At 67.9% G+C, this 24,180-nt stretch carries 20 protein-coding genes and 5 pseudogenes; 9 read left to right on the forward strand and 16 right to left on the reverse strand.

What is annotated here, in order from left to right:
• Positions 1-641: 641 nt before the first annotated feature.
• The 6 genes and pseudogenes from ABZ622_RS31325 to ABZ622_RS31350 form a co-directional block, all read right to left on the reverse strand.
• Positions 642-1,061 (reverse strand): annotated as a pseudogene (locus ABZ622_RS31325) (TniQ family protein); the annotation flags it as partial.
• Positions 1,058-2,200, reverse strand: coding sequence for an ATP-binding protein (locus ABZ622_RS31330; protein WP_360548945.1), 1,143 nt, complete (start codon positions 2,198-2,200; stop codon positions 1,058-1,060). The pseudogene ABZ622_RS31325 and the gene ABZ622_RS31330, both read right to left, overlap by 4 nt.
• Positions 2,197-2,340 (reverse strand): hypothetical protein, encoded by a 144-nt coding sequence (locus tag ABZ622_RS31335; RefSeq protein WP_360548947.1) that lies wholly within the window; start codon positions 2,338-2,340, stop codon positions 2,197-2,199. Before ABZ622_RS31335 ends, ABZ622_RS31330 begins: the two co-directional genes overlap by 4 nt.
• A gap of 292 nt (positions 2,341-2,632) precedes the next feature.
• Complete coding sequence (locus ABZ622_RS31340; protein ID WP_360548949.1) at positions 2,633-3,841, reverse strand: helix-turn-helix domain-containing protein; 1,209 nt, start codon at positions 3,839-3,841, stop codon at positions 2,633-2,635.
• 52 nt (positions 3,842-3,893) lie between these two features.
• Complete coding sequence (locus ABZ622_RS31345; protein WP_360548951.1) at positions 3,894-4,589, reverse strand: TnsA-like heteromeric transposase endonuclease subunit; 696 nt, start codon at positions 4,587-4,589, stop codon at positions 3,894-3,896.
• 139 nt (positions 4,590-4,728) lie between these two features.
• Entirely contained in the window at positions 4,729-6,597 is a 1,869-nt protein-coding gene (locus ABZ622_RS31350; RefSeq protein ID WP_360548953.1) for an ABC transporter ATP-binding protein, read from the reverse strand.
• A 712-nt stretch (positions 6,598-7,309) separates the two neighbouring features.
• On the opposite strand from ABZ622_RS31350, the gene ABZ622_RS31355 reads away from it, so the two are divergent.
• A complete protein-coding gene (locus ABZ622_RS31355; protein WP_360548955.1) occupies positions 7,310-7,717 on the forward strand; it encodes a GFA family protein in 408 nt (135 codons plus the stop codon).
• A gap of 501 nt (positions 7,718-8,218) precedes the next feature.
• Here ABZ622_RS31355 and ABZ622_RS31360 read toward each other — a convergent pair.
• The gene (locus tag ABZ622_RS31360; RefSeq protein WP_360548957.1) at positions 8,219-8,605 is read right to left on the reverse strand and encodes a hypothetical protein; all 387 of its coding nucleotides are present in this window, start codon (positions 8,603-8,605) and stop codon (positions 8,219-8,221) included.
• A gap of 38 nt (positions 8,606-8,643) precedes the next feature.
• Between ABZ622_RS31360 and ABZ622_RS31365 the strand changes: the two are divergent.
• A pseudogene (locus ABZ622_RS31365) lies at positions 8,644-8,836 on the forward strand (GNAT family N-acetyltransferase); the annotation flags it as partial.
• A 466-nt stretch (positions 8,837-9,302) separates the two neighbouring features.
• Positions 9,303-10,100: an SAM-dependent methyltransferase gene (locus ABZ622_RS31370; RefSeq protein ID WP_360548959.1), complete on the forward strand. Its 798-nt coding sequence runs from the start codon at positions 9,303-9,305 to the stop codon at positions 10,098-10,100.
• A gap of 257 nt (positions 10,101-10,357) precedes the next feature.
• On the opposite strand, the gene ABZ622_RS31375 is transcribed toward ABZ622_RS31370, so the two are convergent.
• A complete protein-coding gene (locus tag ABZ622_RS31375) occupies positions 10,358-10,546 on the reverse strand; it encodes a hypothetical protein (protein ID WP_360548961.1) in 189 nt (62 codons plus the stop codon).
• Positions 10,547-10,930: 384 nt separating this feature from the next.
• A pseudogene (locus ABZ622_RS31380) lies at positions 10,931-11,741 on the reverse strand (ATP-binding protein).
• A gap of 224 nt (positions 11,742-11,965) precedes the next feature.
• On the opposite strand from ABZ622_RS31380, the gene ABZ622_RS31385 reads away from it, so the two are divergent.
• Complete coding sequence (locus ABZ622_RS31385) at positions 11,966-12,382, forward strand: hypothetical protein (protein ID WP_360548963.1); 417 nt, start codon at positions 11,966-11,968, stop codon at positions 12,380-12,382.
• Between the two features lie 273 nt (positions 12,383-12,655).
• On the opposite strand, the pseudogene ABZ622_RS31390 reads toward ABZ622_RS31385, so the two are convergent.
• A pseudogene (locus ABZ622_RS31390) lies at positions 12,656-13,036 on the reverse strand (Ku protein); the annotation flags it as partial.
• A gap of 33 nt (positions 13,037-13,069) precedes the next feature.
• Between ABZ622_RS31390 and ABZ622_RS31395 the strand changes: the two are divergent.
• Positions 13,070-13,225 (forward strand): annotated as a pseudogene (locus tag ABZ622_RS31395) (IS3 family transposase); the annotation flags it as partial.
• Positions 13,226-13,308: 83 nt separating this feature from the next.
• Here the strand turns inward: ABZ622_RS31395 and ABZ622_RS31400 are convergent.
• The 5 genes from ABZ622_RS31400 to ABZ622_RS31420 all read right to left on the reverse strand — a co-directional run bounded on the left by ABZ622_RS31400 (position 13,309) and on the right by ABZ622_RS31420 (position 18,066).
• Positions 13,309-14,247, reverse strand: a complete 939-nt coding sequence (locus ABZ622_RS31400) for an AraC family transcriptional regulator (protein WP_360548965.1) — start codon at positions 14,245-14,247, stop codon at positions 13,309-13,311.
• 34 nt (positions 14,248-14,281) lie between these two features.
• Complete coding sequence (locus tag ABZ622_RS31405; protein WP_360548967.1) at positions 14,282-15,205, reverse strand: NADP-dependent oxidoreductase; 924 nt, start codon at positions 15,203-15,205, stop codon at positions 14,282-14,284.
• A 616-nt stretch (positions 15,206-15,821) separates the two neighbouring features.
• Complete coding sequence (locus ABZ622_RS31410; protein ID WP_360548969.1) at positions 15,822-16,169, reverse strand: hypothetical protein; 348 nt, start codon at positions 16,167-16,169, stop codon at positions 15,822-15,824.
• A gap of 556 nt (positions 16,170-16,725) precedes the next feature.
• Positions 16,726-17,373 carry a LysE family translocator gene (locus ABZ622_RS31415; protein ID WP_360548971.1) on the reverse strand — a complete coding sequence of 216 codons (648 nt, stop codon included), beginning with the start codon at positions 17,371-17,373 and terminating at the stop codon, positions 16,726-16,728.
• A gap of 9 nt (positions 17,374-17,382) precedes the next feature.
• Positions 17,383-18,066 (reverse strand): DinB family protein, encoded by a 684-nt coding sequence (locus tag ABZ622_RS31420; RefSeq protein ID WP_360548973.1) that lies wholly within the window; start codon positions 18,064-18,066, stop codon positions 17,383-17,385.
• A gap of 124 nt (positions 18,067-18,190) precedes the next feature.
• On the opposite strand from ABZ622_RS31420, the gene ABZ622_RS31425 reads away from it, so the two are divergent.
• A complete protein-coding gene (locus ABZ622_RS31425; RefSeq protein WP_360548975.1) occupies positions 18,191-19,528 on the forward strand; it encodes a PLP-dependent aminotransferase family protein in 1,338 nt (445 codons plus the stop codon).
• A 150-nt stretch (positions 19,529-19,678) separates the two neighbouring features.
• Here ABZ622_RS31425 and ABZ622_RS31430 read toward each other — a convergent pair whose 3' ends face one another.
• Entirely contained in the window at positions 19,679-20,722 is a 1,044-nt protein-coding gene (locus ABZ622_RS31430; protein ID WP_360548977.1) for a LacI family DNA-binding transcriptional regulator, read from the reverse strand.
• A gap of 397 nt (positions 20,723-21,119) precedes the next feature.
• Between ABZ622_RS31430 and ABZ622_RS31435 the strand changes: the two genes are divergently transcribed.
• The 3 genes from ABZ622_RS31435 to ABZ622_RS31445 are packed head-to-tail and all read left to right on the forward strand — an operon-like array spanning position 21,120 to position 24,165.
• A complete protein-coding gene (locus tag ABZ622_RS31435; protein ID WP_360548979.1) occupies positions 21,120-22,343 on the forward strand; it encodes an extracellular solute-binding protein in 1,224 nt (407 codons plus the stop codon).
• On the forward strand, positions 22,343-23,341 hold the full coding sequence (locus ABZ622_RS31440; protein ID WP_360548981.1) for a sugar ABC transporter permease: 999 nt from the start codon (positions 22,343-22,345) through the stop codon (positions 23,339-23,341). The genes ABZ622_RS31435 and ABZ622_RS31440 overlap by 1 nt, the downstream gene beginning before the upstream one ends.
• On the forward strand, positions 23,341-24,165 hold the full coding sequence (locus tag ABZ622_RS31445; protein WP_360548983.1) for a carbohydrate ABC transporter permease: 825 nt from the start codon (positions 23,341-23,343) through the stop codon (positions 24,163-24,165). The genes ABZ622_RS31440 and ABZ622_RS31445 overlap by 1 nt, the downstream gene beginning before the upstream one ends.
• Positions 24,166-24,180: the final 15 nt, after the last annotated feature.

Genomic DNA, 24,180 nt, shown 5'->3' on the forward strand with positions numbered 1-24,180 from the left:
AGGTCCGGGCCACTGTCGCGCCAACGGAGGGCCAGTTCACCGAGGTTGAGGTCGCGCGCGGCCGACGGGTGGTCCGATTGCACGATCCATTCGAAGAGCCGCTGATGCTCGGGGTGTCCGCCACGGAGCGCCACCTGGGCCAGGGCCGTACCTGCGGCGACGTGGTGGGTCTGAAGGCTGGCAGCATCCTCACTTCGGCGGCTGCTGCTGTTGCCGGACAGGTGGTAGGCCGACTGTCCGCTGCCGTCCGGGAAGGAAGATGGGAACGTGCCGCCGCATTCGTCAATGACGGTGTGGACGAGGTGGGGCGCCTGGTCGAGGTTGGTCCGCAGGCCGCGCAGCACCCGCCAGGCCAGGGCGTAGAGCTGTTTGAGTTCGATCAGGGCTTGTGGCCTCTGGTCCGGCGCGGCCGCCAGCAGTCCGGCCACACGGTGCTGTGCGCGGAGTACCAGACCGTCGGGGGGAAGGGCGTTCGCCGGGGCGTGGAACAGGTCGGTGGCACAAGGGCGCCTGCGGCCCTTGACTGCGTGGTCGAGTCGGTCGCGTGTGCAGGCGCCGATGTCGCGGGGTCCCGTGAAGCTGATCTTCCACGGGTGGGGCGGGCGGCCGCAGTCGGGGCAGAAGTCGGCCAGGAGTAGCTGGTGCTGGGTGCAGGCGAAGGCCCACGGCAGTCGCCACAGCAGCGGCCCGCGGCCGTCGTTCTCGCGCAGGCAGGCGGGGCAGTAGCGGGTGCGGCTGCTGCGGAAGGCCCAGGCCGGCGGCCGCTCGAGCTGGCGGCGGCCCGGCGGAATGTTGACCGCGAACCTGTTGTAGGAGTCGAGCGTCATGGCCCGCAGCACCTCGGCGGGAATGCCTGTGCTCTTGTGCAGCGCGTGGGTCTCTGGCTCGGTCAGCCGTAGCAGCATGTGGTCGACGCGGGCGGCGGACAGCCCGATGTGGTGCAAAAGGCCCCGGTCCGTCGTGCGCAGTCGGCGCGCGTAGCTGCTGATCCAGCTGTCCAGGGCCTCGCCGGGCATCGGCATCAGGGCGATCGGGATCCTGCCCGGGGTCCAAATGCTCATGCCGACTTCCGGGGCTGCTCGCCGTCGTCCGGGCGGGTGGTCAGCAGTCCGGCCTCGATCGCCGCCTGGAGTTCTTGCCGGGCGTCTTCGGCGGCGGCGTCGTTCTTGACCTGGTCCATCAGGTTCAAGTCCAGCCGCTCGTGCCCGGAGCGGATGGCGCGTAGGCAGCCGCGGTTGATCAACGTCATCAGGGAGGCGAAGTGCCCTGTGGAGCGTGAGTAGAGATAGTCGGAGAGGTCCCTCGCGAGCATGCCCGGGTACTTGTCCGCCAGCACCAGCTGCTTCTCGATCGTCTTCAACAACGTGCGCCACTGGCGGCGACCGGCGGTGTCCTCCACCTGGAACGGCAGCAGCGTCAGCGGGGTGGTACGGCGTCCGAACTGCGCCAGCAGCGCCTGCTGCGGGGACAGTCCCTCACGCGGCAGACCGCGCTGCCGCACCCCGACGCCGATGTAGAGCAGGGTGACGGGGAAGACGTTAGCCAGGTATTTCAGCTGGTTGGCCATCCGGACCGCGTTACTGTTCGAGCCGGACATGAAGTGCACGTCGTCGATGACGATCGCGATGGTGTTCATGCTGAGCACCGCGTCCACGGCCCGCTCGGCGAGCATGTCCGCGTTCCCGGACGTCGGCAACCCGTAGAAGCGGCAGATGGAGGCGTTCAGGCCGCGGACGGAGGTGTTCCCGGTCAGGGCGATGTAGATGACCGGAACGCGGCGGTCCCCGGCCGCTGTGGTCTCGCCGCGCAGCGCGACCTGCTTGCGGTACAGAGCGCGGCCGTAGGCGCGTACCGCCGTGCTCTTGCCGAGCCCTGGATAGGCGTCCACGAGGGCGGCTGGCTTGGTCTTGTCGCCGTCCTGGCGATTGGCTTCCACGATCTCGGCAAGGTCCGCAAGCAGTGCCAGCAGCTGCGGCGTGTCGATCGGGCCGATGTTGGCGTGCCACACCTCGCGCCGGTCGTTGTGCTCCAACAGCGCCCGCGACGACAGCTCGCCGAGCTGGGCCCGGGTCAGCTGATCGGGCTGGACGCGGTCCGGGGCGAAGACCTCCACCAGCCAGCCGGACAGCCGGGTCGGGCTGTACTGGCGGTCATCGCCCTCGAACGGCTCGCCGTCGGCGTCCTCCCCCGGCGCGGTCAACGGGTCTCCCACACATCGGCGTAATAGTCGTCCTCGCCCGGTACGACCTCGATTTCCTCCCCGGGGAAAGCGGCGTCGATCTCGTCGCTTTCGTCGTCATCTCCGCCGGGCGGCACGGCGTCGTCGTCGACGACGTGCAAGGACGGACCTGCTTCCGCGGGAGGGGCTCCCGGCCCCCGGCTTCCGCCAGCCGCCGCAGGGACGGGAGCGCGGCGACCACGTCCTCGTCGGCGGGTGCGTCGTCTTCGCCGATCAGGCGCAGCCGCTGCTGGGAGAGCCGCAGCGCCATACGGCGCTCGGTGTTGTCGCTCGTCAGCCCCACGCCCCACCGGTCCAGCAGCTCGATCAGCGCCCGCTGGGTGTCCGGGAACCGATGGGTGCGCTTGGCGAGCTTGCGCGCGTAGGCCAATGCCTCGCGGCTGACCGGTCCGTTCACGGCCGGGGCGTGCTCCCAGGCGAGCGCATGCCACTTTCGGCTCTGCGGGTCCTGGAAGTACACCTTGGTGATGTCGCCGGGGTCGACGGCGATGGGCCACTTCCCGGCGTCGACCCGGCGATACGGGCTGGGCTGGTTGCGGTAGTCGTTGAGGGCGTCGCCGTTGTAGCGCACGCCCTCGATGACGGCACTCCGCAGTACGGCAACGGACCGGCCTTGGAGCCCTCGCGCGGCCGCACCGTCTCGAACAGCACCCCGGCGACATCCACCGATTTCGTGGACACCGGGGTCAGCCGCAGGCCAACGATGCAGCGGCTGCACAGATCCATGGCGACGGTGAGTTCACAGCGCACCCAGCGGCAGGTGACCGGCTCCATCGCGAACACATCCAGCGGGGTGGTGTCCAGCACCACGTACTCGCCCGGACGGGTCGCCCGCAGCCGCCCGTAGGGGCCCTGCGGAGCGTTGGCGATCGACCGTTTGCCCTTCGTGCTGCCCTCGAACGCGTTCGTCCCCTTGGAAAGCTGCTTCAGTAACTCATAGCCAGTGGTGCGGCCCGGCAGCGGGACCGTGCCTTTCCCGTACTCCTTCACCAGGCGTTCCGCGATCTCGGCCAGGATCAGGTCGCGTACCGGCCGGCTAGCCTTGACGCGTTTGTCCAGCACCGACCGGACCATCTCCACCCAGCGTGCATCGGCCCGCTCCACGACACTGCGCGCAGGGCGGTCGTACACCAGCCCAGCCGGACCAGCCGTGCGAAACGCGGCAATCCAGCGGCGAATCGTGCTCTCCCCGACCCCGAGCTCCGCGGCTTTGGCGGCATAGCGATGCAGCATCGGGGTCCCCGGCGCGTAGTCCTCCCGCGGTTCCCCGTCCAGGGCGAGGACGGCGTCGCCAAGGCGGTATCCGGTCAGCACCTCCTGCACGTGCCGGACCTTCTGCGTCAGCTCCTCGTCCTCGTCGTCGGTCAGGCCACCCAGGACAGCCGCCGCCGTTGCTGCTTCCGCTGCCGGGGCCGGCACAAGGATCTCCGTGCTGGGGTGTGCCAGCAGCGCCGAGATATCCACCTGCCGCAGCTTCGGCGCCCCGACCACCCCGGTCTGCTGCAACAGGATCCGACGGCCCTCGATCTCCGCCACGGTGAACTGCTCGCCGTCGTAGGCGATCGGTAGCCCCGTCCGCAGCGACGTAGTCCACTCGTTCATCCACACCTCCGCAGGACGGACTCGCCGGACAGCGGCCTGGTCAGGTCCGTAGTCAGCCGCCCAGACCACAAAGGGCCATCAATGGCGGCCGCGCCGCTTCCCTCGGGCCGCCGCCCGCCAGGTGCCGCTCAGCGACGGCCAACTCCTCGCCGTCAAAGACCTCACGCCAGGCCCGCTCGATCTCCTCGGCGGGCACGATGCCGGGATGCCGATAGCCTGCCAGGAACCGCACGTTCTCCAGCAGCACCGAATCCGCGCCGGTCCAGACCTCGTATTTCCAGCCGTGCCGCTCGACCAGCCGCCCCGGCCACGCCAGCGCCTCTGCGATCTTCGGATCCTGAGCGCGCTCCGCCGGTTTGACGTTGACCACGCGCACCGTCCCCGACCGCGTGATCAGCAAGAAGTCCGCCACATGGCTGCGCACACGACCGTCAACAGGGGCCACCACGCGGCACGGCTGCGCGAAGATATCCGCCACGTCCGGGTCAAAGTCCGCCAGCAGCAGCCGGGCCAGCTCCAACCGGCTCTCATGGACGACCTGCTGACCGGTCGTCGCCGACGCGTAATCTCCCGAGTGGTGCAGCATGCCGTGAACGGACCGTACCCGACGCCACGGCTGAGACTCCGCGAAGTCCGCCGCCCGCAGCCGCGCGAACGGGATGTCGCACGTCGACCCGTCCACGTACCGGACCGACACCATGGGAACCCGGTCCCGACTCCGTTCCTTGCCCGAACTCCTTACCGCCATGCACTGGACCGTATGAAGGAAGCCACCCCACCTCAGCCGAAAGACCACAGAAGGCCGACAAGTGATCGCTTCTGAACGTCACCAGTGCTCACCATCGCCCGAATCTGCTCGGACCCTGCTCATGGTCACACGGAAATGCTCACGAGCTCGCGGATCCTAGATCCTTCTCGCCGTCCGGCTCGGACGAGACCTGGTAGGACAGCAACTGCTGGAACAGTCCGGGCTGCTGGGCGAGCTGCTGGTATGTGCCCTCCTGAACGACCCTGCCTTCATCGAGCACGACGATCCGGTCGGCCACGGCGACGTTGGTGATGCGATGGGTCACCAGCAGCACCACCCGGTCCCGGGCCAGGTCCCGCAGCCGCTGGAAGATCCGGTACTCCGCGCGGGGATCGAGATTCGCGGTCGGCTCGTCAAGGACCAGCAGCCCGGCCTCCCGGAAGAACGCCCTTGCCAGGGCGATGCGCTGCCACTGACCTCCGCTGAGCTCCTCCCCATTGAGCCATTCACGGGCCAGGAGCGTGTCCAGGCCGGCGCCCAGCTTGTCGACGACCTCATCGGCGCCGGAAGCCTCGCACGCCTCACGCACTGCCACGTCACCGCGAGCCGCGGGCTGCCCCAGGGTCACGTTCTCGCGCACGGTCAGTGGCCAGTGGGCGTAGTCCTGCGGCACCAGGGCCACCTGTTCCCACAGCGCCTGGGGGTCGGCGTCGCCGGTAGGTACGCCGTCCCACAGCACCTGCCCGTCGCTGGGCAGGTACAGACCGCTGACCAGTTTCGACAGTGTGGACTTCCCCGACCCGTTGAATCCGACCAGGGCGGTGACCTCACCGCGGCGCAAGGTCAGCGACACGTCGGACAGCGCGTTGCCGTCCTTGCCCGAGTAACGGTGGGTTGCCGACCTGATCACGATCTCCTGCGGCGCCTCCGGACGGTGCGAACCCCGGCGCAGGCGGAACCCGCCGGCCTTGTCCAGGAAACCGCTCCAGTCATCCATGTACAGGCCCGTACGCACGGCGCGCGCCCCGACGGCCACCAGCCCCCGGACCGACTGTCCGACCGTCTGAAGAGCGAAGACGGCCGTCCCCGCGTGCCCGACACTGATGCGGCCGTTGGCCAGCAGCCACACGACCGCCGACCACACCACCGCCGAGCCCACGCCTCCGCACAGCGCACCGACCAGGGACATACGGGCACCGGTGTCGGCCGCGGCCCGGTCCTCGCGGTTGATCCGGGCGACCGTCTGCCGGTACCGGCCGGACAGGAAACCGGCCATGGTGCCGGCACGGATCTGGTCGGCCGCCTCCCTCGTGAAGATGTGCCACCGCAGCACCGACAGCATCCGGTTGTCACCGTTGCTGCGCAGGTTCGCCAGGTACCGCACCCGGGCGGCACTGACCTGAGCCAGGGCCTGCGGAAGACTGGCCGCCACCAGGAGCGGGAGGAGGACCCAGTGCACACCGGCCAGCACGACGGCCCCGGCGAGGAAACCGGCACTCGACGCGATCAGGTCCTGGCCCTCGTCGATCAGATCCCCGGTGACCTGAGCCCCCCGGTCGGCGGCCTCGCGGTCGCGGTTGAAGTCGGGCTCGTCGTAGGCACACAGTTCCACTCCGGCGCAGCCGGTGAGCAGCATCTGCTCGGCCTCGCGCGACATCAGCGGGCCCAGCCGGGAGGACAGCCAGCTGACAGTGATACCCAGGAGCGCACGCACACCGGAGGCACCCGCCAGCAGGGCCACCGACGGCCACGCCTGAAGAAGCCGGTGGTAGACGTCTCCGCTGCTCAGCAGCGCGGTCAGGGCGCCGGCGATGGCGACCAGGCCCAGGGCCTGCATCGCACCGGCGACGGCCTGGCACAGCAGGAGGCCGATGGTGGCCCGCCGGTCGACCTGCCAAGCCAGGGCCAGGGAGCGGCGCACCAGTTGGGGCAGACGTCGGGCCATGTCGCGCATCCGGATGGAACGCCCGGCCGCTTCACGGCTGCCGGTCAGGTCGACGTACCGCATCTGTGGGGCGGAGCCGTCGTCGGATGCGGGCCCGGTCCCGGGGGACGCGAAGCCCCTATCACCTTCTGGCCGACCGGTTGTCGTGGCTGCGGCGTTCCCGTGATCGGTGGTGCGCGGTCCTGGCACCTTGCGGGCTGACGCATCTGTGGGCTCGCTCATGCTTCCCACCCCGCATACGGGCCTGCTGAAGTTCGGACGCTGTCCACGTCGAGCGTGATCGCGCCGCGACGTTCGATTCCGGGAGGCTGATTCGTGGGGGCGGGGCTGGGGTACATGGCGTCCTCCGTCTGGGCATCGATGTGGCACGTGTGCTCTAGAAACGGGGCTCCCGGCTCGCCGTAACGGGTGACGGCGAGGGGAATCCTGGATGTCTGTGCGAATACCGCTGTTCGCGCCGGGCGTGCGGCGCGGGGCATTTGAAACGCCCTCGTTCGATGGATGGTCGCCCGTTCGGCCGCGTGCCCCGAAGGGTTCCGGCCAACCTGAAGACCTGGCCGATCCCGGCAGCAACTGCTCGACAACTGCGGGCGCCTGGGAGGAGCACGGGGACGGCAATGGCCCGATTCCGCGCGGTCGCACCACAGCCACCGGACAGGCGTGCCAGGCTGCCCACCCCGTGGCGCTTCAGCCGCCCCGAAGCCCCGACCGCCGGCCCGGCCCGTAGCGGAGGGCCGGCACCCCCGTCTCCCCTGACCCGAAAGCGAGGAACCCCATGCCGAACCTCACACCCGCCCAAGGGCTTTCCACTGGTGGCTGCCTTTGCGGCCATATCTGCTTCGAAGCGACCGGAGAGCCCTACGACCCTCATCTGTGTGCCTGTCCCCACTGCTCCCGCCTGTCCGGCGGCCCGTTCATGGCCTGGGTCGGGTTCCGCCGGACCGACTTCAGCTGGACCGGGCCCGGGACACCTCGCTCGTACCGGTCCTGGCCCACGATGGAGCGCTGGTCCTGCCCCGTGTGCAGCACGCCGCTCGGCGCGGCGGCCGACGGTGAGGAGTACCTCGGGATCTGCGTTTCGGCGCTGGACGGCGGCTCCGAGATCGTCCCTGCCGGGTACAGCTTCCGCCATAACACCTCCGCGTGGCTTCCACCCATCCCCTCCACCCAGCCGCAGTCCTGACCCCCTTGACGGTGAGGAGGGGTTCCCAAGGCGCCGATTCGAGGGCGGGCAGGGGCCCGCCGTCGAAATGGATCGGGTCCTGGGTCGGTTCGGGCGCGAACATGGTGACGATCTTGACGAAGCGGCTGTCGGTGAGAGGGAGGACGGAACCCGAGCGGTACTCGATGGGAGCGGCATCATCAGGATCGCCTCCCGGGCCGCGGCGCCGACTGGTACCCGCTGGATCTGGCCGAGGGGCTTGTCGGACACCGCATCGCGCAAGCGATCAGCACACCGGCTCAGGCCTGCTGACCCGACCAGCGGTCGTTTCAGGGCCGCGTGCCCGGGACGCACACCAGCTGAACCTTCTCGACTTCCAGAAGCCAGCGCGAAGTGATCCACGCACACGGACACAACGGGTCCAACCAGAAGGGTGACTTGGCGAACTCCTGCCTTTCTTCATCAACGATGCGCACCGTCCTGTCTCGGCCCAGTCGAACGGATACCTCGTGTGCCGGGCAGTCAGGCATTGAACAGCCCTCCTGGACGGGCCTGCTGGTCACGGTGGTACGCCCCGCGGTCTTCACCAGAGCCGCAACCACCGAGCTGCGGGTTCTTGACGGCGGCGCTGATGAGCCGGTGAAATTCCTGAGCGGTGACATCGACGTTGGCATATGCGCGGTGCCGGTCCGGCGGTTGTCGGATACCGAACTGCGCCGGCAGCGTGTCGAGTTTGCAGTCCGACAGATTCGGGACGAGGTGCTTGGCCAGCGGGATCGCTTCGTGGAGGTCGGCTCGCTCCAGCGTCGGGCAGTGCTCCGGCTGGTGGCGGATGACGCCTGCCTCGGCGACCGCGTGTTGGGCCACCAGCACGTACAAGGTGCTGGCCGTGAGCCGTTGGTCCAGCACTCCCAACGCCTCGGCCGGGGTGGAGGTCTGCTGCAGCTGCCAGGCGGTCGGCACGACGACCTGCTCACCATCCGCGACGACAAATCGTTTGTCACCCTCATGGTCAACAAGGCGGCCGGCGACGGGGCGGTCCACCGACTGTACGAGTCGTGGGGATACCGCGACCTCGGGCAGAGCCAGCCGTCGCCGGCGTCGCCGGTGCTCACTGTGATGACCCGTCCCACCCGCTGACTTGTTGGCTGCTCCCCTGCCGGGCACGACCCGTTGTTACCCCAGGTGAGGGCATGTCTCGGAGACGCGCTCTCCGCTCGGTGCTTCTGCAATGACTCAACTCTCGGGGATTCCCGGCCGTTGAACCGCTCGCGCATCCGGCGACTGGGACGAAGCCGCGACCGGGCCCCGCGAACTCGGCCTCGCAAAAACGCTCCAGGGCGTCGGGTACGGCCGCAACCCCCGAACGGAGACACGACTTCACCGACCAGTACGGCTACGATCTCACGGACTGGCCCGGGCTCCCCGTGCTGATCAGGATGCGCGACCTTCACACCTTGGGCTCGTTCATCCGCCGCGCCGACCGAGACGACTCTCGGGCCACGCAGGAACTCAGCTTTCGCATCGGCACTCTGCAACGGAGCGACTCGCGAACCCTCTGGTCTGCAAGCTGAAGCCAGTCCCACCGCCACACCTGTGACAAGAAATGAGCACGCACGTGAACAACCCTGAACTCGAAGGCCAGTTCCAAAGCGGCGTACCCCACTCGGCCCGAGTCTGGAACTACTGGATCGGCGGCAAGGACCACTATCCGGTGGACCAGGCACTGGGGGACCAGGTCATCGCGAGCTACCCCCAGACACGGGATCTCGCCCTGGCCTCACGCGCCTTCCAGACCCGAGCAGTCCGATACCTGGCAGGCGAAGCGGGAATCACCCAGTTCCTCGACATCGGGACCGGGCTCCCTGTCCAGAACAGCACCCACGAGGTCGCGCAGACCGTCCAGCCCAAGGCACGCATCGTCTACGTCGACAACGACCCTCTGGTCCTGGCCCACGCCCGAGCCCTCCTGAAGAGCGCCCCGGACGGCATGACGAACTACATCCACGCCGACATGCTCGACGCCGAACAGGTACTCCACGAAGCCGCACAGACCCTGGACATGACTCAACCGGTAGCCGTCATGGTCCTTTCCACCCTGGGGCACGTCGATCCCCAGGCCGGCATCGACCTCATGCGCCGATACATGGCCGGTACCGCAGCAGGCAGCTATCTGGTGCTCTGCGACACGATCGCCACACCACAGACGCTGGCCGCCCAGAAGGCATACGCAGAGGGGGACACCCCGCCCTACCTGGTGCGCCAGCCCGAGGAGATCCTCGCGAGCGCGGACGGGATGGAACTGGTCGCCCCGGGATTCGGGTCCATTTCCCTGTGGCGTCCGACCCGAGGCGACGAAGGCATTGAACCTGTCGATCAGTGGGGCTTCGTCGCCCGCAAGTGAGTGCGGCCCTCGCGGCCGGGAAGCGACGGGGGGCGCCCCTGGACCGGCTGGAGCCTGCATCCATAGCTTGAGTCAAGGCGATGCTGCGGGTGCGGGGAGTACAACGACAACCTCCCCCTCCCGCAGACCAGAACGAGAAGGCAGAAATTCAATGTCTCGCGAGACCCCGATCTACGACCGACTTGTCCAAGAAAGGGGCGATGTTCCTTCCAACGTTCGGGGGGTCGCTCAGCGCCTGGAACAAGACCTGGAACGGGTCATACGGCCGACGCAGCCGCCCATGAGGGCCGTTGTGGCCCAGCGCGGTGATGCTCTCCGGTGACCTGGGCCGTGCACAGCGTCCCCGAGGCGGCCAGCATCGCCGTCCACAACGGCAACTCGATCACGTCGAGACCGGTCAGGGCGGAGACCCGGCTGAGCCCGTAGTACTGCAGCCGATCGGCCACGACCTCCCAGTCTGTTCAGTAGGCCGGACGCATCGTGCCCGGCAGCAACACCGGACCTTCAGCTCCCACCGTGAGGCGCCTCCACCGCCACGTGGCCCCCACGCACCACCAGCAATGGTGCGTGAGGGAGCCACGCCGTCAATCCCACCACAGCACCCACCGAACTCGCCCCGGAGAGCCGGCCGGGCCCGGCCATGCCCCGATACCGAGTAGCACCTCAGCGGCCGTGCGGACGGACCAGAAGTCGCCGCAGCCGTGGATCCGACCGCACCAACAACGCCTGAGAACAGGCCACGGCCAGGCGAGACACGCCCCGCCTACTATCACGCCCCAACTCGTAATGGCAGTGTCTGTGTTTTTGCTGGTCAGGGGCGTTTTGCCTGGTCAAGGGGGGTTGGGTGAACGGCCTCGTGCGGTGTGGTGATGAGTTTCGGCGAGGTGGTCCAGACGGATGGCTTCCAGAGATGTTTTGGTGATGCGTTCAGTGACGTCGAGGACGCTGGTGATCGCGGCTTGACGGATCAGCCGGGTGGGGCTCCCGATCCGGCCTGCGGTCCGCTGATGGAGGTATGAGGCGTGGCGGGCAAGTGTCCCTGCCCGGTGCGCGCGGAGATCGAGTGCTGCCTCGACCCCCGCGATCAGTTCGCGGAACGGTTCGCGTGTCCCGAGCTGTGCCGGGAACGCCCCGCATGCCACGAGGGAGGCCCGCCCGGCGAGTTGTGCCCCGCGTACCCGCCGAACAACGCTGTGCTGGTGACGTCGATGCCCGCGTACACGAACGTCGCCCTGATGCGTTGGGTGAGGTCTTTGAGCAGGTCGGTGGTTTCCGTGCAGGTCGTGGTGCGGGGGTTGAGCCGGTGGATCTCGTCGATGAGGACCAGGCGCACGCCGGCACGGTTGTAGGTGTGGCAGACGGCGTCGGTGATCTGGGCCTGCGTCATGCGGGTGGTGACAGGGACGCCCAGGTAGCGGGCGAACTCCGTCGCGAGTGTTTTCGCGCTCGCCGCGGGCGGGACCAGGACGTAGGCGACCGGCACCGGTGCATGCGTGGTGGCGGCCGGCGGGTGCTGCTGGGTGTGGGCGAGGTGACAGGCGCGCCCCACGTGGAGCAGCGCGGTGGTCTTCCCGGCTGCTGCCGGCCCGGTGACGATCAGTGAGGCCGTGCGGTGGGCTGCTGGTGGCGTCCCAGGATCATCAGCGTGCACCAGCTCGTTAGATCACGTTGAAGGTGGCGGACACTGCGCGCTGACGGGCCGGCAGAAGGGGCCGGAGGGGGAGCCGGTCGCGGCTCCCCCTCCCTCCTTTCCGTGGCCGACGATTACCCCAGAGGTAATTGAGCGGGCACCGTGACCGCCCCTACCGTTCCCGGACAGGCATGCGTTCTCCTTCGCGACCGCATGACAACGGAAGGAAGACCTTATGATGTCGTCCCAGAACGCGAGTGCGGTCCGGCCAGCGGACACCGCCCGCTCCGACCGTCTGCTCCGGTTTGCCCTCGTCGCGGACGTGATCCTCACCGGGGCGAACGGCATCGGCTACCTCGTGCTCGCCACGGTGCTGGACCCGTTCCTCGGCGTGCCTCGCTCGGTGCTCTACCCGGTCGGGGTGTTCCTCACGGTGTACGCCCTGTGGGTGCTGGCCGTCTCCCGCCGGGAGGACATCAGCCGCAGGGCGGTCGGCGTCGTCATCGCTCTGAACGCGGCGTGGGCGGTGGCCGGTGTGGTGGCCGTGGACGCGCTGACCGCCACGGGCGCGGGAAATGTCTGGATCGTGTTCCAGGCCCTGGTGGTGGCGGCGATGGGCGTGCTCCAGTACGCGGGCCTGCGGCGGCTGTAGGACGTACGGCGACGGCCCGTACCGATGCGGGGCGCATCAGCTCCGGTTTGGTGGCGTAGATGGTTTCCCTCTTCGGTATCGGTCCTCATCCGCGTTGCTTCGACAGTCAGCGCCCGCCACCGGGCCCAAGGCGCGGCCAGCGGCTTGGACGACGTTGTGGTCGCTTCCAGCTGCTCAACGAGCCGGAACCCTCGGAGCCACGCAGGCCTCCGACGGCGGACATCGCCGAACCGCGTTGGGCATCAGCGCCGGACAGGCCGGTGAGCCGGCCGCGGCCCGCTCGATCTCCTCTTCGTCCAGGTCGACGTCCTTCGGTTTGAGGGATTCGGGGCTGCGGATCCCGCCGGGCCTCCGCATCGCGTGCAGCACGATCGCGTCGTCGCGTACCCGGAGCAGCCCCAGCCGTACGCTGTCGCTGATCCGGATCGGGTCAATGCTGTCGGCGTCGACGAACGCTACGATCTCGATGGCCTTCGCGGCGGGCAGGGGCATCTCGTCGAGTTCTTCATCGGTGACCGCGACGAGATCGTCCTTCGTGAGCTCGTAGCCCTTGCCGATCTCCTCCTGCGGCACGAACTCGTCGTCGATCGAGCAGACCTTGCGGGTGTGGACCCGGCCCATGTCCTCCAGATGGACCTGGCGGAAAGGCAACGCGACCGCGACCAAAACCCCATACAGCCGGGCGAGTTGATCCATCACACGGACGCCGGGTCGCAGTACACGAGTTTCAGGCTCGCCGAGCATCTGGACGCCGCCGGCATCGCCGCCTCCATCGGCTCGGTCGGCGATGCCTACGACAATGCCCTGATGGAGAGCGCGATCGGCCTCTACGAAACCGAGTTGAACCACAATCTGAGGTCTCTACCGAACCCGGGGCGGTTCAAGAAGCCACGTGACAATCGACGCTCAACTACTCGCGCAGGACGCTAGGCAGCCTTGGTCTGGCGCCGGTAGCCGCCCGGGGCCAGGCCGTACTCCCGCTTGAATGCTTTGGCGAAGGAGAACTCCGAGCCGTATCCGGTGCGGGCGGCGACCGTCGTCAGTGAGGCGTTGGACTCGCGCAGCAGACGGGCGGCGGTCGTCATGCGCCAGCGGGTCAGATAGGCCATCGGCGGTTCGCCCACCAGTGAGGCGAACCGCCGGGCGAAGGCGGCGCGGGACAGCCCTGCCCGCTCGGCCAGTGATTCGACCGTCCACTGGAGCGAGGGGTCGTCGTGAATGGCCGACAGGGCAGGCGCCACCGCCGAGTCGCCCAGGGCCGCGGCCCACCCCCGGGCGGCGGTCGTGGGCTGATCGTCCAGCCAGGCCCGCAGGATGTAGAGGAGCAGCGAGTCGATCAGGCTGGGCACGATGCCGTCCGAGCCGATGCGTGGGTTTTCCAGCTCGGATCCGAGGAGTTGGACGGCGGCGCTCAACTCCGGATGGCGGCCGTGCCGCGTCGGTAGATGGATCACTTCGGGCAGGTGGCGCACGAGGGGGTGCGGGCGGCTTTGGTCCAGGCGGTAGTCGCCGCACAGGAGGCTGGTCTCGGGGCCCCTGCCACCGAGCGTGAGCGAGCCGATCGGTGATCCCTGTTGGATCTGCTCCGCCGTGGCCTCCACGGCCGGGGTGGAGGGGTGATCGGCGAGGATATGGCCCCGCCCGCTGCGCAGGAAGATCACATCACCGGGGCTCAGCGGGATCGGCTTCAGATGCGGTGGTGTGTCATTGAGGGGGACCAGCCAGCAGGTCCCGTACAGCACCACATGGAACCCGGCGCCTGCGACTGGCGGCAGCCGTACGCCCCAGGGGGCGCGGCCGTTTGTCCGTACGGATGCCGGGTGCCCGGTGCGCATCGAGGCCAGCGCCTCGGTGAGGATATCCATTCCGCCTTGCTCTCCCTGGTTCGGCCCGTCGGCGTCAGACCGTCAGGACAATCTTGCCCTGTACGTGTCCCGAGGCGACCAGCTCATGTGCCTTACCAGCCTCCTCCAGCGGGAAAGTCTCCTCAACGTGCGGGCGGATCAGGCCCGCGTCGACCAGGTCGGCGATCGCTTCGAGCGCGGCGTAGTCCGGCTCGACCGAAATGCCGGCGAAGCGCCGCCCAGCGGCCTCGACGCGTACGGCGAGGTCCGGGTCGGCGTGTTCCACGATACTGATGAGTACGCCGCCGGGGCGCAGCACACCGAGCGAGAGATCGCCCTGGGCCGTGGAGTCAAAGACCACGTCGGCGTCCTTGACGGCCTCGGTGAAGTCGGTGGTCCGGTAGTCGATGACCTCGTTCGCGCCGAGACCGCGGACGAAGTCGTGCCGGGCCGGACTGGCCATGGCGATCACATGGGCGCCGTGTGCCTTCGCGATCTGCACCGCGAAGTGGCCGACACCACCGGCTGCCCGGTGGATCAGTACCCGGTCGCCCTCCTTGACGCCTGCCGCCTGTACCAGGCCCTGCCAGGCCGTGAGTGCCGCGAGGGGGACGGCGGCGGCGTGCACATGGTCGAGCGAGGCGGGCTTGCGAGCCACCTGGCGGGACGGTGCGGCGACGTACTCGGCGTACCCGGTGGCGGCGCGGGGGAAGAAGGGCATCCCGTACACCTCGTCACCCACCTCGAACCTGGCGCCGGGGCCGGCCTCCGCGACCACCCCGGAAATGTCCCAGCCCACGCCGAACGGCGGCTCACCGATCAGTGGGAAGGCGCCGGACCTGACGAACACGTCCACAGGGTTGACCCCACTGGCGTGAACCCTGACGAGAACCTCGCCGGGCAGCGGCTTCGGCCGCTCGGTCTCCACGACCTCAAGGACCTCGGGGCCACCGAAAGACTTCTGGAACACTGCGCGCACGGTAACTCTCCCTGGTTCGACCGGTTGATGTCCGGCTCGGCATCCTGCTTGATGCCCTCAACCCTAGAGAGATCGAATGAGCCGCAGAATAGCCTTCCGTCTCGGCTACATGTCCCAACGTCTTGCCGGCGGGTGCTCCCGGCCATAAATGCCTCAGACGCCGATGACACCCTTGACGGTCACGAAGCAGATGATCAGGCCGTGGCGTCCGCCGGCAGCGCCGAGCGGCGCGTCGGTCTTGCCAGTCCGCACAGCCAGGACTCTGGGTCAGCTGTAAGGCCAGGTTCTCAGCGTCGGGTACACGTGCCCGAAGCGGGCTCAGACCCACACGTACAGAACGGTTTCATCCCAGCAGATTGACGCTGAGCCCGGTGAGTCTGCCGACCTCTTCGGTCAGAGTCCCCGACACCACCGATCCTCGGAAGAACTGCCCCGCGAGGCCGCGCCGCATCTGGTGCGGCCGTGAAGTACAGGGACTGCGGCTCGTTGCGTTCCATCATCTGGAGATGGAGTCCGTGACGACCCTCGATGACCGGTCGACAAGAAGCCGGTGTGGTCAGTGTTCATTTCGTTGTCACTTCACATCCTCCTTCAATTGACCCGGCATTCTCAGGCGCTACTCAAGCGTCGTTGGTTGCGTATCGATGTCAGCCGGTCCGGCTCGTACGACGAAGGAGGCGCATGGTGCGAAACCGAGGTGGCCGCATCGTGGAAGGCCCCGGTCCAACCGGTCCAAGGGGATTCGGCTCAGGAGGGCAAGCAGCCGCTGCAGGTTGCCAGCAGGCTGCACGCGTTCAACCGGTTCGAGCTGAAGTATCTCGTCCCGGTCGAGCAGGCCCACCCCGCAGAACCGGTTCACCATCCCGCCGCACATGTCGGTGATGGAGATCAAGGTCGACGAGCGCACCCCGTACTGAATCACCGATCTCGCCGCTCGCTGGAATCTGGCGATCGCCTCCACCATCGCCGAAGCGCACGGCGGGCGACTCGAACTCGACACCGGAGCGGGCGAAGGTTGCACCTTCCGGCTGGTCGTTCCAGAGACAACGGCGCCGAAGGCACACACCCGATGAGGCTCAGCACCGACCGAGTGGCCCGGGACCGGACTGCCGCCGCGCTGGAGAAGACGTCGTCCTGCTGCTCCACTCCGACCCCGGGGTTCTGCCGGCTTCCGGTGACAACTGGAAAGTCCGTGCCGAGGCCGAGATAGGGCGAGCACTGCCGGCTCGACGATGTGACCTACGCACCGTTGATCCTGCCCCGGAACTCGGACGCATCCTGACCGAGACCGAGACCGAGACCGAGACCGAGACCGAGACCGAGACCGCGACCGAGACCGGCCTGTTCGCCCAGGCCCGCCCGTAACGTGACCCGAAGGGCCTGACAACACAGCCTCGCCCGAGCCACATCACGAACCGGATGAAACCGCGAAACATCCCTCTCGGGGAACACGCGGAATTCCTGTCCCTGGGGCAGTAAAGCCCAGGTCGGCCACCGGACCGCCCTCATGTGCCGTGCCGTCAGCTCGACTTGGCCGGACCTGAGGTGTCGAGGGCCAGCGAGATGGCGAGCGCGCCGAGCGCCGTGCCCATGGCGTAGCGCTGCACCTTGAGCCAGGAGGGGCGGCGTGAGAGGAAGACGGCGATGGTTCCGGCTGCCAGGACGATGGTGAGGTTGACTGCGACGCTGACCACGATCTGGATCGAGCCGAGCGCGATGCCCTGGAGGAGTACGTGGCTTTTCTCCAGGTCTATGAACTGCGGGATGAGCGAGAGGTACATGACGGCGATCTTCGGGTTGAGCAGGTTCGTCATCAGTCCCATCATGAATAGCTTGCGCGGCGAGTCGTACGGGACATCCTGCGGGGTGAAGACGGAGATGCCGCCCGGCTTCAGCGCGTTCCAGGCGAGGTAGGCAAGGTATGCCGCGCCGGCCAGCTTCACTGCGAAGTACAGCTCGGGCACGGCGATGAAGACGACCGACAGTCCGAGGTTTGCGGCAAGTAGATACACGATGAAGCCCAGGGCCACACCGCCGAGGGAGATGATCCCGGCGCGCCTGCCCTGGGTGATGCTGCGTGAGACGAGATAGACCATGTTCGGGCCCGGGGTGAGCACCATTCCTAGAGCCACCAGCATCACACCGAGGACCCCGCTCAGTTCAACCATGAAACTCCCTCATTCGCTGTTATGACTTGCCGCCGTCTCCGGACGCGCCCTGTCGGAACGATCACCGCGCCGTACCTCGGCGAGGTCGTGAGCGATGTCGTGGAGGAGATGACGGGTGAAGAAATCGACGGTGAGTCGCGAGTCGGCCAGGCACGTGCCGTCGCGGTCCCAGTCGTCGTCGTCGGCGAGCGTGGCCAGGCGGCGGGCCAGCGCCTCGGCGGCCCACCCCAGTTCCTCCGCCACCTGACGTGGTGCCTCGTCGCGGTAGCGCCGGACGCTGTCCGGGCTTTCTGTGACCGGTCCGACATCCGGCGTGGTGCGGTGATCCGGCGCAATCGGTGTGGTTCCGAAAATTGCATCGAGCCTCTTGTGGAACAGGAGACACATGTCACGGACGTGGCAGCCGTGTTCCAGTGGTGACCAGTGAGGCACTCCCACGCGCCGGCCATCGAGCCCTGGCCTCGTCAGGACCCACTGCCATTCCGCCGCGTACTTCCGCAGCAGGCCGACGACCGTGTCGTGCCTTACCCGGCTGGAGGTGAATCCGCACCGGTCACAGTCGGGCAGCAGCAGGGGAGTCCGGCCGAGCGGAGACCGAGGCCGTGCGGTTGTGTTCACTGCTGGCAGGACTCCTTTCCGGCAGTCGCGCGCTCTCGTGGTGCATCCAACAGGGGGTTTCCCCGGCCAGCGCACGGGCTAGGCCCGGAGCAATGCTGCGAGCATATTGCCCTTCAATGGCTCGATGCAATATGCGCCATTGCACTCGGTGCAATGTTGTGGTTGGATGGCGGAAGCCCGTGGGTGAGAGGAGAGCGCCGTGAAGGACTATCAGAGCGTCGCCGACACGGTGGCCGAGGAGATCAGAGCCGGCATCCTCCGGCCGGGCGACAGACTTCCCCCGCAGCGCAAGTTCGCCCAGCAGCACGGCATCGCCAGCTCCACCGCCACCCGTGTCTACCAGGAGCTCGCCCGACGGGGTCTCACTCTGGGCGAAGTGGGCCGCGGCACCTTCGTCCGCGCGGTCCCCCGTGCATCCGCGCCCGCGCTCACCGAACCCGCAGGCAGCCGGATTGACCTGGAGCTCAACTATCCGGTGGTGTCCGAGCAGGCCGCGCTTCTGGCCAACGGGCTCGGCGGGCTGTTGCGTCCCGATGTCCTCGGGTATGCGCTGCGGCCTGTCGGAGCGGTCGGCGTTCCGGCCGTCCGCGAGTCCGCCGCCGATCTGCTCGCGCGTGGCGGCTGGCGCCCCGACCCGGCGCAGGTGCTCTTCGCGGGGAACGGGAGGCAGGCGATCTCGGCCGTTGTCACCGCTCTGGTGCCGCCGGGCGCTCGGCTCGGCGTCGAGGAACTGACCTACCCCGTGATCAAGGCCATCGCCACGCGGCTCGGCATCACCCTTGTGCCCCTGGCCATGGATGCAGCAGGGCTGATCCCGGAGGCCGTCGAGGAAGCCCACCGCAGCGGCCCGCTGCACGCCGTGTACGTGCAGCCGACTCTGCACAACCCGCTGTCGATCACCATGCCGCGGGAACGGGTGGAGCATCTGTCCGATGTCCTGTTGAGGTTGGGGATCCCCGCGATCGAGGACGCCATCTGGGCCTTCCTCCACGACGAAGTGCCGCCGCTCGCCTCTCTGGCCCCCGAGCAGACCGTCCTCGTCGACAGCCTGTCCAAGCGCGTAGCCCCTGGCCTGACCCTCGGGTTCGTGGTGGCGCCCGGCTTCCTGGTGGGCGAGATCGCCACGTCGCTGCGCTCGGGGGGTTGGACCCCCATGCGCTTCGCACTGGAGGCGGCCTACCACTGGCAGCAGGACGGCATCGTGAAGGCGCTGGTACAGGCCAAGCAGCGGGAAGCCGTCGTACGACAGGAGATCGCGGCCCGGTACCTCGGCGGCTTCGCTGTACGGAGCGACCCGCGCTCGTACCACTGCTGGTGGCAACTGCCCCGCCCGTGGCGCGCGGACACCTTCGTCGCCGCCGCCGCCCGGCACGGCATCGGAGTGGTGCCGGCCGCCGCGTTCACCGTCGGCAACAGCCACGCTCCCAACGCGATCCGGCTGGGGCTTGCCGCTCCGGAGACCGACGTTCTCTCCCAGGCGCTGGTCACACTGGCCGAACTCGCTCGGTCCGCCCCGGACGACCTCGTCACCGACTGACGCCTGCCCGCGCGCCGGCGACCGGAGTGCGGCTGCCCACGGTCGACGTCCAGCACCCTTACGGTTCACCGCCGAACTGCCCGGACTGGACGAGACCCCCATCGACGCACCGATCGTCCGCCACCCAGACTTCCGAAAACGAGCTGGCTCTCAGGCAGTTGCATGATCGAGCGGATGGGGCCGGACCGATGTCCGCTCGATCACCGGCATGGGAATCAGGCGGCTGCCGGACGGTGCGCTGGGGGAGAGGAGGATTTCGACGGAGACACGGCCCATGGCCTCGTGTGGCAGTCCGACGGTCGTGAGGCCGGGCCGGAGGTAGGAGGCGAGTTCGTCGTTGTCGAATGAGACCACGGAGATGTCTTTCGGGACGGTCAGACCGTGATCGGCCAGGGCCTGGTACGCGCCGAACGCGAGGCGGTCGTTCATGCACAGCAGGGCTCGGATGTCGCGCCGGCGTTCGAGGAGGGCGTGGGTGACGTCGTAGCCGTGGTGCGGCTCCCAGTCCCAGCACGACTCCTCGGTGGCGAACTGCAGGCCTTGTCTGGCCATCTCCGCTCGGATGCCGGAAATCCGCTGTTCGACGGTGGTGGACCGGAAGAGTCCCGTCTCGGCTTCCGCGTTGTGCCCTATGAGGGCAATACCTTCACGGTGGCCGGCGGCAGCGAGAAGTCTGACTGCTGAGGCACCTCCGGCGAGTTCGTCGGGAAGTACGGAAACGGGGTGCTTCTTGTTCGTGGCGTTGAGCATGACGACGCGCGTGGTCGACGGGATCTCGGGCACGAACAGTTCCCGGGCGCGCATGACGGCGAAGATGATTCCGTCCACCTGACGGTCAAGTACAGCGCCAATCGCCTCCGACTCACGTGCTGGGTCGCCACCGGTCTCCAGTACGAGCATGACATGCCCTGCCCGCTGCGCGGCGTCCAGTGCTCCTCGGATCAGGCCGCTCGCGAAGCGGGTGGTGGCGACGACGTCGGAGATGAACCCGATGGTGAGGGTCTTGTCGGTTCGCAGGCTGCGCGCCGCGACGTTCGGCCGGTATCCGAGTTCGGTGGCCGCCTCGTGGACCCGGGCATGCGCGTCGGCGGAGAGCCGGGAGTCGGGCCTGCCGTTGAGGATCATCGACGCGGCGGTCGGGGACAGCCCGGCACGGCGGGCGACATCGGCGAGCGTGACGCGCTTGGGCGGCATGACTTCCTCTCGTGCGGCGCGACGGGGCGGCGTGCGTGCCGCCCCCAAGACAATCACAACGCCCTGACCCCTGACTCCTTGACAGGGGACATCCGGCGTCCCAATATAAGCAGCGCTAAATGCTTTTAGCAGACAGTTTAGCCCGTTTGTCGGGGGTCTCGAACCCCGCCATCGGCGGCACCCGCTTGTGGTGCGCAGGAGCATCTTCCACGGAGCACGCTCAGACAACGGAGTCTTTTACATGGCACACAAGTCGAACCGCCCCGGTGAGGGACGCAGAGCCGCATCGCTCAGGAGCTGGAGGCCGGCCGTCACGGCCGCGATCGCTGTGAGCGGGCTCGTCCTGGCCGGGTGTGCGCCGGGATCCCCGGAAGCGAGCCCGACCGCATCGGGCAGGGTGAGCCTGAAGCTCCCGTCCGACAAGATCACGATCAAGATCCAGGACGAAGCGGGCTTCCCCGTCACCGACAACCTGGCCGACGAATTCACCAAGCAGCACCCGAACGTCACCTTCAAGGTCGTCCGGGACAGCTTCGCCAACCTCACCGCGAACGCGCCACGCCTCCTGGCCAGCGCCGACGCGCCCGACCTCATCCGGCTTCCCACCATGGGGGACACCGTCAAGGACGGGCTCCTGACCAACCTCGACCCGTATTTCAAGGGCTACGGGTGGGACAAGTTCTCAGCCGGCCAGCTGGCCGCGTCCCGGATGAGCGCCGAGGGAGTCAGGGGCGAGGGCTCCCTGTACCAGATGGGCCTGGGCTACAGCGTCACGGGTATCTACGTGAACCAGAAGTACGCCAAGCAGCTGGGGCTCTCCGGCGCACCATCGACCATCGCGGAGCTGGAGCGATGGATGGCCAAGGCCAAGGCGGCCAAGATCCTTCCTGTGCAGATCGGAATGCAGGACGGCGTGGGCACGTTCGCGCTCCAGTCGCTGATCAACCAGTACGGGGACAAGGCGGACCTGGTGAACTGGATGTTCAACAAGCCCGGTGCCACCTTCGATACCGAGGCCAGCCTCAGAGGCGCCACGACCTTCAAGAAGTGGGCCGACGCGGGGTACTTCCCCTCCGACGTGAACGCGATCAACTACACGACGATGGTGTCCAACTTCCAGGCGGGCAAGGGTCTGTTGATGTTCGACGGAAACTGGGACGCCGCGAAGACCGACAAGGCGATGGGGGAAGGCGCGGCCCGGTTCGTCCTGGCGCCTCCGGCTGCCGCCGGTGGTGCGCACGTGGCGATGGGCGCCGCCAACTCCTTCGCCATCCCTGCCAAAGCGAAGCATGCCGACGCGGCGGCGTTCTTCCTGGACTGGATCCACACCGACCCCAAGGCCCGTCAGATCGTGGTCGACGTCACCGGCGCCTCCCCGGGGGGAGATCCCTCGCAGAAGCTGCCCAAGGTGAAGGACGGTTCGCTGATCGCGCAGGCCCTCACGGCGTCGGCGAAGGTCGGATCCGATGACGGGTTCGTCGACTTCATGGCCAACACCACGGCGGGCATCTACGCGGGCGCCTTCCAGCCGGATGAGCAGAAGCTGCTGACCCGGCGCATGGAACCCAAGGCTTTCGTGGCGGCGATCCAGGAGTACTACGCCAAGGAGCTGGCGGGCTGATGGTCAACGATGTCCGTAAGCATGAGGACCCGAAGCCGACCGCGGCACTGCGGCGACCCGACGTGGGCGCTCATGCTGCGGGCGTCGGAAGGTCCTCCGGTCGGGCCGGCCGGCCCTCCGTACGAAGGGCGGCCCGCCACCGGAGCGTCATCGGCTGGCTCTTCGTCCTGCCGGCACTGGCGTTCTTCTGCGCCTTCGTGGTCTACCCGTTGATCACGGCCGTGCAGTACTCGTTCTACCGCTGGAACGGCATCGGCGCGTCGACCTGGGTCGGCGTCGACAACTACGTCCGGGTCTTCACCGATCCGGAGCTGTTGATCTCGATCGTCAACGCGCTGGTCCTCATCGTCTTCTTCACGGTGATCCCGGTTGCCGGCGGCCTGGCCCTGGCGACCCTGATCCGCACGATGCGGCCCGGTCCCTTCGCCACGGTCGCCCGCACGGTGCTGTTCCTTCCGCAGATCATCCCGCTGGTGGCCGCCGGTATCGCCTGGTCGTGGATGTACGCGCAGACCGGCACGATCAACACCATGCTCGACTCCGTCGGCCTGGGCTTCCTCTCGCGGTCCTGGCTGGCGGGCTTCGGGACCGCTCTGCCCGCCGTCGGCCTCATCGGATCCTGGGTGCTGACCGGCCTGTGCACCATCCTGCTGCTCACCGGCATCGGAAAGATCGACGCCTCCCTCTACGAGGCGGCACGGCTCGACGGGGCGGGCTGGTGGCGAGAATTCGTGACCGTCACCCTTCCCGGGCTGCGGCAGGAGATCGTGGTGCTGGTCACCATCACTGTCATCGCCGCGCTGAGCAGCTTCGACATCATTTACACCACCACCAAGGGCGGTCCGGGAACCAGCACGCTCGTCCCCGGCATCTCGATCTTCCGGCTCGCCTTCACCCAGAGCGAAGTCGGCCTGGCGTCCGCCTTCGGCATCATCCTCCTCGCACTCGTCCTCCTGGCAGTGCTGCCCATTCAACTGCTGGGAAGGGAACGCGACTGATGGTCGTCAACAAGACGGAAGCGATCATCGGACGCGTCGTCCTCGTCCTCGTCCTGATCCTCACTCTGCTGCCGCTTGCCGGGATGCTCTCCGGAGCCCTGCAGCCCGCGGATCGCATCCCTGACGGGTTCTCCTGGCCCAGCGATCCCCAGTGGGGCAACTTCGTCGTCGCCTTCCGGACCGCGCACGTCTGGGAACTCCTCGGCTCCAGCACCCTGATCATCCTCGGCGTCGTACCGCTCAGCCTGCTCCTGTCGACGCTGGCCGGCTACGCCCTGGGCAACCTGCGCATTCCCGGCGGGAGTTTCGTGTTCGTCCTGCTCCTGCTGGGACTGACTATTCCCTTCGAAGCGATCATCATCCCGATCTACTACGAGATCAGCGCCATGGGACTGCTCAACACCCAGTGGGCGATCATCCTTCCGCTGATCGGGCTCTACATGCCCTTCAGTGTCGTCTGGATGCGTGCGCACTTCGTCGGCGTCCCCACCGAACTCTCCGAAGCGGCCCGGATCGACGGGGCGAGCACCTTCCAGGAGATCCGCCGCATCCAGATTCCACTGGCCATGCCCGCCCTCTCCGCCCTGGCCATCCTGCTGTTCCTGTGGACCTGGAACCAGTTCCTCCTTCCCCTGGTCCTGGTCGACGATCCCGACAAACGCACCATGGCCGGGGCCCTGGGAGCGTTCCAGGGGCAGTACCTCAACCAGCTCCCCCTGCTGTTCGCGGGCGCGCTGATCATCATGCTGCCGACGATCGTGATCTACGTCATCTTCCAGCGCCAGTTCATCAAGGCGCTTCTCCAGGGCGCGGTCAAAGGCTGAAACGCCCCTCCTCCG

This window comes from Streptomyces sp. NPDC007164 (assembly GCF_040634135.1).
In the GTDB taxonomy this organism is placed as follows: Bacteria; Actinomycetota; Actinomycetes; order Streptomycetales; family Streptomycetaceae; genus Streptomyces; species Streptomyces sanglieri.

What these genes read in the sequence shown, in the direction of transcription:
- ABZ622_RS31340 (WP_360548949.1), bottom strand. Translation starts at nt 3,841, where the DNA reads ATGAACGAGTGGACTACGTCGCTGCGGACGGGGCTACCGATCGCCTAC.
- ABZ622_RS31385 (WP_360548963.1), top strand. Translation starts at nt 11,966, where the DNA reads ATGATGTCGTCCCAGAACGCGAGTGCGGTCCGGCCAGCGGACACCGCC.
- ABZ622_RS31440 (WP_360548981.1), top strand. Translation starts at nt 22,343, where the DNA reads ATGGTCAACGATGTCCGTAAGCATGAGGACCCGAAGCCGACCGCGGCA.
- ABZ622_RS31415 (WP_360548971.1), bottom strand. Translation starts at nt 17,373, where the DNA reads ATGGTTGAACTGAGCGGGGTCCTCGGTGTGATGCTGGTGGCTCTAGGA.
- ABZ622_RS31445 (WP_360548983.1), top strand. Translation starts at nt 23,341, where the DNA reads ATGGTCGTCAACAAGACGGAAGCGATCATCGGACGCGTCGTCCTCGTC.
- ABZ622_RS31400 (WP_360548965.1), bottom strand. Translation starts at nt 14,247, where the DNA reads ATGGATATCCTCACCGAGGCGCTGGCCTCGATGCGCACCGGGCACCCG.
- ABZ622_RS31350 (WP_360548953.1), bottom strand. Translation starts at nt 6,597, where the DNA reads ATGCGGTACGTCGACCTGACCGGCAGCCGTGAAGCGGCCGGGCGTTCC.
- ABZ622_RS31370 (WP_360548959.1), top strand. Translation starts at nt 9,303, where the DNA reads ATGAGCACGCACGTGAACAACCCTGAACTCGAAGGCCAGTTCCAAAGC.
- ABZ622_RS31345 (WP_360548951.1), bottom strand. Translation starts at nt 4,589, where the DNA reads ATGGCGGTAAGGAGTTCGGGCAAGGAACGGAGTCGGGACCGGGTTCCC.
- ABZ622_RS31410 (WP_360548969.1), bottom strand. Translation starts at nt 16,169, where the DNA reads ATGGTGGAGGCGATCGCCAGATTCCAGCGAGCGGCGAGATCGGTGATT.
- ABZ622_RS31355 (WP_360548955.1), top strand. Translation starts at nt 7,310, where the DNA reads ATGCCGAACCTCACACCCGCCCAAGGGCTTTCCACTGGTGGCTGCCTT.
- ABZ622_RS31430 (WP_360548977.1), bottom strand. Translation starts at nt 20,722, where the DNA reads ATGCCGCCCAAGCGCGTCACGCTCGCCGATGTCGCCCGCCGTGCCGGG.